The organism is Dysgonomonas termitidis (genome assembly GCF_042654545.1).
Classification (GTDB): domain Bacteria; phylum Bacteroidota; class Bacteroidia; order Bacteroidales; family Dysgonomonadaceae; genus Dysgonomonas; species Dysgonomonas termitidis.
The window spans coordinates 22,694-34,999 of record NZ_JBHSGN010000062.1 but is presented as its reverse complement, the minus strand read 5'-3'; the positions used below and the strand labels follow the sequence as shown (position 1 = coordinate 34,999).

Here is a 12,306-nt window from a genome sequence, read left to right as displayed (position 1 = left end):
CATAAAGGTATTATTCATTATCAGATAATATTTTAAATACAAACCCGGAGGCTGTTTCATATTTTCCTCCTTGCATAGCATTGAAAAGGTATGCAGGTTTTCCGTTCTTCATTAATAACTGCGGACGCTCAAACCGTCCGTATCTTTTGAGGTGTTTGGGAGCAGGCGGCTCCTGCAAATAGGCATCCGCGCCAAACCAGGCTATCTGAGGCTCCGACCAGTTTATTCCGTCTTCCGATTCGAAAATCAATCCTGCCTCATGATCGAAATATCCCATATCGCGCATCAGCATTTTAAATTTGCCATCCTCTATATACACATATGCATCTTCAACCTGTTTATTGTCACCGTATTTTGAAAGATCGACAACCGGATTTTGCTTTATTCTCTTATATTTTCCTTCTATGTTGTCAGCTATAGCCAGACCGTATTTCCGGTTGGCACGGATAGTTCCTTTTTCATTTTGGTAAGCCTCTTTGTTCCATGACTTATAGTAAAGCCATGCTTGTCCGTCGGGATGTGAAACGAATGCGGGATTGGTCGTATTGCAATCGTCCCATTCACCGCTCTTCCCTGCTTCCAGAAGCGGTTTTTCGCATCTTTCCCAAGGCCCGTCCAGTGACCCGGATTTTGCCATGCCGATACGTTTGGTATAAACCGTTCCATCGCTGTTACCCATATAAAAAAGGTAATAGGTCCCGTCCACATATTGTATATGCGGATTATGGCAGGTCGTCGCATCAAAATATCCCGGGCGGGGAACCAATACAGTTTCCACATAGGTATAAGGCCCTTCCGGCTTATCTGCTACAGCATGTGCGATTTCACTTTTATGTATCCATCCTCCCATTTTATATTTTTCAGGCCAGCGTGAATAAAAGACATGGACTTTTCCTTCTTTATCGAATACCGGAGCACAGCACCATACATAGTATCCTTCCGATTCCAGAATACGCCCAATCGGCTGTAATTTTTTACTAAAATCAGAAATCTTATCCTGAGGGTATTTTCCCGTTATTTTCAAATTTGTATTTTTCCTTATCACAGAATAATGATAGTTGTCTAAATTTACTAAAGAATTGAGATACACTTCAATATTTGTATAATCTTCATTGAGATTGTACAGATTTCCATCTTTAGGATCATTCGGGTTCAATCCGTGTGCTGTCTCCCATGTATCGGGTATTCCGTCCCCGTCACTGTCCGCGGAATATTTTCCTTGTTTCAATCCGGGCCATCCACCGACTGCATTTTGCGAATCGATGATACCTTTATTGCCTCCGCCATATGTTTCCCCACCTATGGCCGTCCCTGTCTTTACTTCCTCAATCACCCGTTTATCATATTCATCTCTGCGGTGGCTGCAACCCGCGTAGGCAAGTACCTTTTCGTAAGCTATTTCAGGGATGTCTTCCATAATCGGCTCATAAGGAAACGGCTGTCCGGCTTTTATCCTCTTTTCAGTACCCACTCCTTTCCAGTTATCGGTAGTAACTTCATCGCTGCCTTCCATTACATTTCCGGCAATGTAATATGAGCCCGTCCCATCTTCTGCCGGATCAAGAAACCATGCCCTCTTGCTGTCCGAAGTTGCAGGGCCGGGCTTATAATAATTTGCCGCAAAATTTATTTTTCCGTGTTGTCCTCCGCCATAAGCAGATTTAAATCCCCAATTATAAACTACATTGTTCCGGAAATCTACGGGAGAATATCCGTCCGACGCAAAACGGGGATTCCGGCTGCTGTGATGAGCCAACAGGTTATGGTGGAAAGTAGCTTTGCTGCCGCCCCATATTCCGCCGAAACCATGCGCACCTTTTGAATGGACAGATTTAGCCAGACTATGTGTAACCATGCACCATTGTACAGTTACATTTTCAGATCTGTAAACTGAAAGACACTCATCTACCGACCACGAAACGGAACAATGGTCTATAATCAAATCTTTTACCCGCATAGCGCCCATCGCATCGTCTTCTATCGCGTGAAGGTCCCCCATACGGGTGCGGATATAACGGATAATCACATTATTAGCCCTCACATAGAGAGGGTAACCTTTGAGACAGATTCCATCACCAGGTGCACTTTGCCCGGCAATGGTTATGTTGTCTGTTTCAATAATCAGCTTCGATTGCAGGTCGATAGTCCCGTCTACCGCGAAAACTATTATTCGTGCTCCCTGCTGCTCTATGGCATCCCGCAGACTTCCCGTGCCCGAATCGTTCAGGTTGGTAACTGTAATCACACGTCCGCCCCTTCCGCCGGAAGTGTATTTACCATAGCCTTCAGCAGTAGGAAATGCAAGAGGTTGCGAGGATAAATTACAGATATATCCTAATATGCATACCGGTATAAGAAGTAAATTACGCATAGGCTTTCTGATTAATACATTGGATGCTGTTGACCTATCAGTCCGGGATTTACATCAATTATATTCGTAGTATTGAATGGAAGGATTTCTACCATATTCTTCTGCATGCCATAAAACATATTCTCGATCCATTTATTAACTGAAGCTAATCCCGGCACGTCCTCTACGGAAAGCCCGCCCATCTGTTTCACCGAATGGCAACCAAACATATTTAATATAGTATATGATACTTCTGTAACGTCTGTTCCGGTGGGCACGCTGCTTTTGGTAAAGTAGACTTTGCCTGTGGCGCTATTTTCGTAGAAAGTTTTATCCAGATAGCCTTTGCCTGAGGCATTTATCGTATTGAGAGTCGTAATTTCCCCTTCTGTAAGGTTCATAGAATTGATATCCGTGTCATCCATAGAAATATAAGGAACAGCTATAAGCGGATTTTTAACGACAGCTTTCACCTTCTTATATGCACGGTATACACCTACATCTGCATATTGACCTTCGTGCTTTGCCAATTGGTACAGCTTCTCTCTTTCCGCTGTTAAATATTCGTATAATATACCCCAGCGTGTAAGGTCGCTCTTACGTAACGATTCGTTGGAAAGCTCCAGTTTGCGCTCTTTGATAATGGCATCCTTGAACCCGTTATATTCTGAGGGAATAGTACCTACCTTAGAAGCGTCCTTATTAAAAGCACGCAGACGAACTGTTTTTATTGCGTTTGCAGCAGCTTCCGTAGGCCCATTATTCAATTCGTTCAAAGCCTCTGCATACATCAGCAATACATCCGAATAGCGTAACAATGGGAAATTAATATCCCGTTTACTGTCTGATGTTCCCCGGTCCGCTTTCCAGTCGATACGGTATTTACCCAGGCAAGTCCCGATATATGTACTCATCTGCAAATTGTCATCCGACAGAATGCCATAGTTGCAAACCGATACATCGCGGCGCTGATCTCCTTCATCAAATTCGAAGTAAAGAGTCGGCATAGTTATCATCTGGGGACCTCCTTTACCGAATGTAGCGCTTGTTCCGCTGGTAGCAACCCCATTCACATAACCAGTACGTACATCCGGGCTTTCGGAGCCATACCAGCCATATTCAAGGATCGTTTCATTGTTGTATTGTTTCAAAGCCAGGTCACGGAATACCTGATCGTAGTTGCTTAACAAGCTATTTTCATTTTTAGCAATGACTGCTGCACATGCGTCGGCAGCTATCTGATATAGTTCTCTGATGCGGGCTGCATCTTCACGCTGTGCATTTTTCACAGTGCTTTTATTATAAGGAACGGTATTCAAATCCCAGCGCAGTGAATATCCGGCAGCATGCAGGGCTACACGTGCTAAAATACCATACGCCGCATTCTTGGTGAAACGTTCTCCTGTACTTACCATCCCCTCACTTTTCCAGGGGAGTAATTCGACGGCTTTCTGCAAATCAGCAATACAACGATCCCATATTTCATCGCGACTGACACGTGAAGATGAAAAAGTCGTCAAATCGGAAGTAGGGATGTCTGTATAAGGAACATCACCATAAAAACGCACAATATTCCAGTATGCATACGCGCGAACGGCATAAGCCTCACCCAACAGTGAATTAACCTTTGTTTGTTCAGCTTCGGCAGCACTCATCAAAGGAATATTCTTAATACAGACATTGGAATATTCGATAGCGCGATACATGGTGGTATAAGTAGAACTTAACATCCCGGTAAGATTCGTATAATCATAATTCGAAACATTGTATTTGGAATTTGATTCCGTCGAACTTGATTCGTCTGTACCCATCAATAACTGGTATCCCAATTCTTGTGTAAATATATATGGATAAGCTCCGACTACTGCCATTTCGGCTCTGCTCACCGTTGAAAACACACTGGAGCTATCGGCTTTTGATTCGGAGGGCATGTCCAACCAGTCCTCACATGAACTGAACATCAGCAACAGGATAGATATTCCTAAAATATTTATTATCTTTTTCATATTCATGATCTATTTAAAAGGTTAAATTTACTCCCAACACCCAACTTTTTGCCCGTGGATAAGAAGAATTGTCTATACCCGGAGTCAAAGCATTATCGCTTGCCGATACTTCGGGATCATAACCGCTATATTTAGTGAATGTATGGATATTGTTCAGCGTACCATAGACCCGGACACTATTGATCCTTGCCTTTTGTACTAGTTTCTTAGGCAATGTATAACCCAAGGTAATATTATTCAGACGCAAATAAGAACCATCTTCCAGGTAATAACTACTGTGGTCGCTGATAGCTGTCTTATTATTGGAAGAAATATTCCATAATAAACCTCCGTTCTGGTTGGGATTCAGCTCAGCCAATCTTGCCAGATTAGTACTCTCTTTGCCTGTCTCAGAATCTATCAATGTAAACCTGTCGCTCATCTTCGATAGTGTATTTTGATTTGCCAGATATGGACCAATAAATCGTTGTGTACTCATATTGAACACTTTATTGCCATATACAAAATTAAAGAAGATGTTCAGGTCAAAACCTTTATACCTGAAAGTATTGTTCATACCTCCTGTAAATTTAGGTTGTGCTTTACCGATAACCGTACGGTCATTGACAGAGAAAACAGGATTTCCATCCTGATCCGTTTCACCGGCAATCGCTTTATATTTCACATCGCCTACTTTTACGCTGGAGCGGGTACTTCCTTTCAGATAGGGTACATCATCCTTCAGCGTATAAGTTCCGTCCTGGTTCTGAATAAAATCATCGGTAGTATAGATGCCATCATAAATAAGTCCGTAGAACTGTCCTAAAGGTTGTCCCACTTCTATTTTGTATCCCATACGGGATTCATAATCTTTTATAAAATAATTGAGTTCGTCACTTCCATACAGATCCAATACTTTCGAACGGTTGAATGCGATATTAAAATCAGTCGACCATGTAAAATCTTTGGTGGAAACATTCGTTGTATTCAACACGATTTCAACCCCTCTGTTGCGAATAGAGCCGATATTTTGTATCTGGGTAGAATATCCGGTGGAAGTAGGTATTTTATTTTCTATCAACAGGTTGGATGATTCATTATTATACCAGTCCACAGAGAGGTTAAAACGGCTGTTGAGCCAAGCCATATCTAATCCTATATTAGTGGTGGTCGTTTTCTCCCATTTCAAGTCTGGATTCCCCAATGTCGTACCGGGAATGTATGTAATATAATCTCCTCCGTTATATCCATAATGCCCGGATCCGTAAGAGGTCGCATACATATTGTTTTTAATATTGTTGTTACCCGCAATACCGTAGCCCACACGCAGTTTCAGATTATTCATAATCGTTTTTACATTTTCCATGAAGGACTCTTCCGTAATACGCCACGCCCCCGAAGCAGAAGGGAAATATCCCCATTGCTTGCCTCTGGCAAACTTGGACGACCCGTCTCCGCGCAAGGTACCCGTAAAAAGATAACGTTCATCAAAATTATAAGAAAGACGGCCAAATACAGAAACCAATCCTACTTTCTCCTTATCAGACTTCCATGTATAAGGGATTCCCATACTCACATCATTCAGTCCGAAGTTACCATCAGAGAAACTACGGTATTCATTTTCCAGCATCATATTTTCGGTATAATAAGTCTCCTGTCCCAAGAGTACATTAAAACGATGTACTTCTTTCAGGTTGAATGCATAGTTCAAAGTATTTGTGATCTGCCATGAATATTTTTCACTATTATCCCGGGAGCCATAACCATAAGGGCTTTTATTTGCTTTAGCTTGTTTGGTGCTGCCGTCATCCCAATAATCTTTACGAATCTGCTGCCATGTATAGCTGCCGGCCGTGCGGAACGTCATGTTCTTTATAAGATCAAATTCAAGTCCGGCATTGACAGTTGCTAAACGGGTATATTTCTCGTTAGTAATAGCCCTGTTATCCAGAATCGGGTTTTGAGCATCATAATTGGCATCATTCATTATATTACCGATCTCCGTACCTATATCGGAACCTATCATTTGTTCATTTGTCCACCTTGCCCCTCCGGTGATCGGTTGCAGGATTGTCTGCTTTAGCTTTCCTCCCAGCGAACCACCACCGTCAACCTTGGTCATTTGCAGGCTGGAAGCAAAATCGAAACGTACACCTTTACTTAATTCATGATTGATCTTGGCGCGAATACTGTTTTTCTTATAGCCATGTTTCTCCATAATACCGTCTTCACCGGTATAGTTATAACTCACCATATACCTGGTTTTATTGGTGCCACCACTTATATTTATATTGTGATTCTGGGTAATTCCGGTATCACCGAATACAATATCCTGCCAATCGATTCCCGCGCGATTCCCATATTCTTGAGAGATTCTGGAATAAGCTCCGGAATAAAAGTCAGCTGCATTGACATCACCTCCGAAAAAATTGGCAAAACTATCCGCATTACCACGAAGCACGTTATATTCATATTGATATTTCACATAGTCTTCGACTCCTAATAAATCCAGTTTTTTGCCCAGACGGTTGAAGCTGACATATGCATTATAAGAAACTTCCGTTCTTCCCGATTTACCGGATTTTGTAGTGATCAATACAACACCGTTCGATCCTCTTGCCCCGTAAATAGCCGTTGCGGAAGCATCCTTCATCACGTCGATACTTTCGATATCATTAATATCTACATTCTGCAAACCGTTTTCCATTTGAAAACCGTCCACAATATACAATGGTTCTGTACCTTGCGTAATAGATGTGCCGCCCCGTACAGTGATCTGAACATTAGCGCCCGGTGCGCCGCTTTGCTGAATAACATTCACACCGGCAGCTTTACCGGCTAAGGCCTGAGCTGCTGTAGTTACCGGAATGTTGGCCAGATCGGAACCTTTGACCGATACGGTAGATCCGGTCAGATCTTTTTTTCTCACGGTGCCGTAACCGATAACTACTACTTCATCCAAAGAATTATCTTCAGTCTTCATCGTTACATTGAAAATTCTGTCGGAACCTACTGTTATGTTCTGCGAAACATAGCCTATAAAGGAGAAAGTAAGAACTACCTTATCATTTGGGACGGTTAATGAAAATTTACCATCCACATCGGTCAATGTACCTGTAGTAGTTCCTTTAATCGCGATGCTCACTCCCACGAGTGTTCCTAATTCGTCCTGCACTGTACCGGAAACTGTAATCCCATTTTGTGCAAAAATGATACTGCTATTCACAAGCGATAAAGCAAAGAATAGCAATACCTTGAAAAGAATTGGCTTTCGTTCTTTTTTCATACAATTATTCATGATATTAAATTTAGTTAGGTTATGGAACCAAAATTTGAATTTTCAATAGTATTATTTATAATGTAGTTTCAGATGTGAAAAAATATTCGCAACAAATGTATTGATGTTTCAAGGGCCGCGCATCGAAGATTTGACATTATACCTGTATTTTTGTGTAGTAAAATCGATTTTATGCTTGTCGCAGTTCCCGTCGTATGGAATAATCGTTAAATTGCATGGATAAATGTTTACAGCACCTGTAAAAACAGAAGAAAAGAACTTCCCTTTATCTGAACTTGTATAATTTTGTATTGTTGCCTTTTGATTAAATGAGTAAATTAAATCTAATCTGTATATTTCTGTATTTTCTGACTTTCCCTGTATATGCCATCGACGGTCTGAAATTTGAGAATATTACTAATAAAAACGGACTATCCCACAATACTGTAAGGAGTATCATGCAGGATAAACGGGGCTTTATATGGGTCAGTACCATAAATGGGCTGAACCGCTATGATGGCCGTGAATTTGATGTAATGCGCCCTCAATTCAATTTATTGTCACTCACCGAAAGCAAAATAAAAAAGACGGTAGAGGACAACAACGGGCGTATCTGGATACTCTCTACATCCGGGATTGTCGACTGTTACGATACTCATACCGAATCGTTTGTCGATTATACCGGAAAGAATGAGGCGAGAAGTTATCTGGATATCCTGGTGACAAGAAACGGGGATATCTGGCTGTGGGGAACAAAAGAAGGCGCATGCCGCATTCAATACGTGAATAACGAGCTTTTGCCGACATTATTCGATAAGAATAACATACAAACCAATATAGTAAACTTCGTATATGAAGATTCGGGTAATCAGATATGGTTGGGGACGGATAAAGAGTTGTATAAGATAATAAGGGATAATCCTGAATATTATATCACGGGAGACAATAATCTTAACTTTCAGAAAGCTGAAGAATCAGGCAGATACATTTACTTTTTTACTCATAACAATAAAATTATTGTAGGAGAAAAAAATAAGAAGAGATATTCTTCCATGATCGATATCTATCCGCAAAGAGGTAAATTTATTATTAATCAGACTGCTGTCCTGGATGAAAACAGAATTCTGATTACCGGGAAACAAGGAACATATATATTAAATATCCGCTTATCCGTAGTAACCGACGCAAAAGATATTTTTAATGGTGAGGAACTGACCGGAACGAGGATATTTACCGATAACAATAATAACCCGTGGATATATAACAAATCGGGTAATATATGGAAGTATGAAAAGCCTATACAAAAATTTAGGCGTATAGAGTTAATACCTAAATCCATTCTGCCGGTCATTGATCTGGAAAGGTATGATATTTATTGCGATTCGCGGGATATAATCTGGATTACAACATACGGGAACGGCCTGTTCGCCTTAGATCAGAACACGGGAGAATTAAGCCATTATACCCGCTACAACAGCGGGCTTAAAACCAATTATCTTCTTTCCGTATTCGAAGATAAATCCGGAGAGATATGGATAGGGACAGAACATACCGGTATTTCTAAAATCTCATTGACAAAATACCAGAATGAGGTATTTTTTCCGGATATGGATAAGACCAACGCTGAAAACAGAATAATCAGGACTATTTTCCAGGATAAGTCCGGAGATATATGGATAGGAACGAAAAGTGGCAATATTTACGTCTTCGATGAAAACCTTCAATCAAAGAATATTATCTCATTATCGCAGGGAATGCCGTATTGCATGATTGAAGACAGTAAGGGCGATAAATGGGTAGGTACCAAAGGAAACGGCCTGTTGGTCATCTCCGGTAACAGAGGTGAATATAAAACATATACTCACAACCCGACAGATACCATAAGTCTTGCTAATAACAGTATATACTCGATATTAATCGATTCGAAAGAAAACCTGTGGGTAGGGACTTTCGGCGCAGGATTACTCTATTGTAAGAAGGATGGTAAAGATTTAATCTTTGAAAGGATACCGGCTATATCTAACGAACAAAAGTTTATCCGGTGTATCATTCAAGACAGATCCGGCATGATCTGGCTCGGAGGGAACAATGGCATCGTCACCTTTACCCCTGATAAAATGAATAAGCAACCGGCTGATATCAGAAGTTTTCATTTCGACAGGAACAATCCCGCTTCATTAAATCATAGTGAAGTAAAATGCTTATTCGAAGACAGCCGGGGGCAAATCTGGATAGGAACATCGGGCGGGGGCCTTAATTTAGCCGTGAAAAACAGTCTGAACGGAGAAATCAGCTTCAGACATTTTTCATCCGAAGAAGGATTGATAAACAATGTAGTACAATCGATAGAAGAAGATAATAACGGCAATTTATGGATAAGTACCGAAAGCGGAGTTTCTAAATTGAATCTGGATACAATGATTTTCGAGAATTACAGTTTCCCCGACACTTGGGAAAGTGATCTGTTCTGTGAGTCTTCGAGTTACAAAAGAAAAAACGGAGAAATTATGCTGGGGAGTTATAACGGAATGTATATACTCGATCCATCTTCCTTCAAAAACAATGCTCCCGACCGGCCGGTATTATTGACCAAGCTTCGCATAAACGGTATTCCGGCAGTACCTAACGGACAGGATTCGCCTTTGAGTAAAAGCATTACCGAAACGAAATCCATAAAGTTAAAGAATGGTCAGAATTCTTTTAGCATAGAATTTTCATCATTAAATTTTCAGGACGCGTATTCCGACAGGTACACATATATACTTGAAAACTATGATAATAAATGGAATCCCATCACGCAATATAATGTAGCAACTTACAAGAATATTCCGGCGGGAAAATATATTTTCAGAGTAAAAGGGAGCAATAGTTCCGGTATTATGGCCGAACAGGAAACAGTGTTGGAGATTATCGTTGTCCCGCCTTTCTGGACATCGTCGAAAGCTATTGCTATATATATTATTACAGCGCTTATCCTCTGCTTTTTCGCGTCCAAACTTATTCTGAAAATGAACAGGCTACATAATGCAGTCGAAGTAGAAAAAAGGCTGACTGAATATCGTTTACGCTTTTTCACCAATATATCTCACGAATTCAGGACACCCCTGACCATTATCAGTGGAAGTATTGAGAATATGAGTGAAATGAAGTCTTTGCCTGCGCCCTTAAAAAAACAGATCAGGATTTTAGAGAAGAGTTCATTACGCTTAATGAGGCTGATAAACCAATTACTGGAATTCCGGAAAATGCAAAAAGACAGAATGGAACTCACTCTGGAATATACAGAAACTGTTAGTTTTTTTTCTGACATCTATCATATATTTACTGAGACAGCGGATAAAAATCATATCAATTTCACATTCTCATCGGACAAAGATTCGAAAATAACATTATTAGACAGGGGAAAGATGGATAAAGTGGCTTTCAATCTGCTGTCCAATGCCTTTAAGCATACTCCGGCCGAGGGTAATATTTCAGTAAAGCTTGAATTTAACGAAAAAGATGATTATTGGCAACTGACCGTTTCTGATTCGGGGACGGGTATTCCTCAGGATAAAAGAGACTTGCTGTTTCAGAGATTCAAACAGATTAATTATTCCATACCGGGCATTGGTATCGGCCTTAATCTTACCTATGAGCTGGTTAATGTACATCTGGGACGTATCGAATATTCAGAATCCGAATGGGAAGGTGCTTCGTTCATTGTAACGATTCCTTTGGCCGACAGCAATTATAACAGAGAGAACATCATCCATCCTGAACCCGTAATCAACTCTTCTTCCATTGAAGAGAATATATTTGAAGAGGATAACCTGAACGGAACTTTGAGCTCATATAAGATTCTTATTATTGAAGACGATGAAGATATCAGGTCATTCCTGACGGAACAATTAAAACCTGTTTTCAGTATTCTGACCGCACCCAACGGTGTTGAAGGGCTTAATATGGCTGTAAATGAGCAACCCAGCCTGATTATATGCGATGTTATGATGCCCGAAATGGATGGTTTTGAAGTTACAAAGAGGCTGAAATCGGATTTTCAATCAAGTCATATTCCTATAATTCTGCTCACAGCCCATTCATCTGTAGAACATCAGGTAGAAGGTATACAATCGGGTGCAGACGCCTATATAATCAAACCTTTTAGTACAAAATATCTGATGGCCCGGATTATTAAACTTATCGAACAACGGGAGAAATTACAGCAGAAATTTTCACAGGAACCCGGAATAGGACTTACCACGATTTGTACGACAGACAAAGATAAAGCCTTTATAGACAAAGTACATTCTATAATTGATACAAATCTGGATAACCCTGATTTTTCAGTCGATGTATTCGCTCAGTCTACGAATCTGGGAAGAACCATGCTCTATAAAAAAGTAAAAGGAATTACAGGCTACTCTCCAAATGAGTACGTACGGATAATACGCCTGAAAAAAGCGGCAGAACTACTGAAAACAACCGGTCTGAATGTTTCTGAAGTTGCTTACAAGGTAGGATTTAATGACCCTTTCTACTTCAGTAAGTGCTTTAAAGAGCAATTTTCTATATCACCTGTCCAATTTAAAGGAGGAAGAGAAAATTAATAATTGATTATAAGCTTTTTTCATTTTCTTATTCCTGACATATTCCCTCGCTTTAGTTAGATATTGGATATTCTTGTGAATAGTTATATTTTTGTAAATCCTGCA

At 40.5% G+C, this 12,306-nt stretch carries 4 protein-coding genes; 1 reads left to right on the top strand and 3 read right to left on the bottom strand.

From position 1 onward, the window contains the following. Nucleotides 1-10: 10 nt before the first annotated feature. The 3 genes from ACFO6W_RS08355 to ACFO6W_RS08345 are packed head-to-tail and all read right to left on the bottom strand — an operon-like array spanning nt 11 to nt 7,621. Nucleotides 11-2,371 carry a family 43 glycosylhydrolase gene (locus tag ACFO6W_RS08355; protein WP_379995239.1) on the bottom strand — a complete coding sequence of 787 codons (2,361 nt, stop codon included), beginning with the start codon at nt 2,369-2,371 and terminating at the stop codon, nt 11-13. An 11-nt stretch (nt 2,372-2,382) separates the two neighbouring features. After that, nucleotides 2,383-4,356, bottom strand: coding sequence for a RagB/SusD family nutrient uptake outer membrane protein (locus ACFO6W_RS08350; RefSeq protein ID WP_379995237.1), 1,974 nt, complete (start codon nt 4,354-4,356; stop codon nt 2,383-2,385). Nucleotides 4,357-4,369: 13 nt separating this feature from the next. Further along, nucleotides 4,370-7,621 carry a SusC/RagA family TonB-linked outer membrane protein gene (locus ACFO6W_RS08345; protein ID WP_379995235.1) on the bottom strand — a complete coding sequence of 1,084 codons (3,252 nt, stop codon included), beginning with the start codon at nt 7,619-7,621 and terminating at the stop codon, nt 4,370-4,372. A gap of 320 nt (nt 7,622-7,941) precedes the next feature. Between ACFO6W_RS08345 and ACFO6W_RS08340 the strand changes: the two genes are divergently transcribed. Beyond that, complete coding sequence (locus tag ACFO6W_RS08340) at nt 7,942-12,201, top strand: hybrid sensor histidine kinase/response regulator transcription factor (protein ID WP_379995233.1); 4,260 nt, start codon at nt 7,942-7,944, stop codon at nt 12,199-12,201. Nucleotides 12,202-12,306 lie beyond the last annotated feature (105 nt).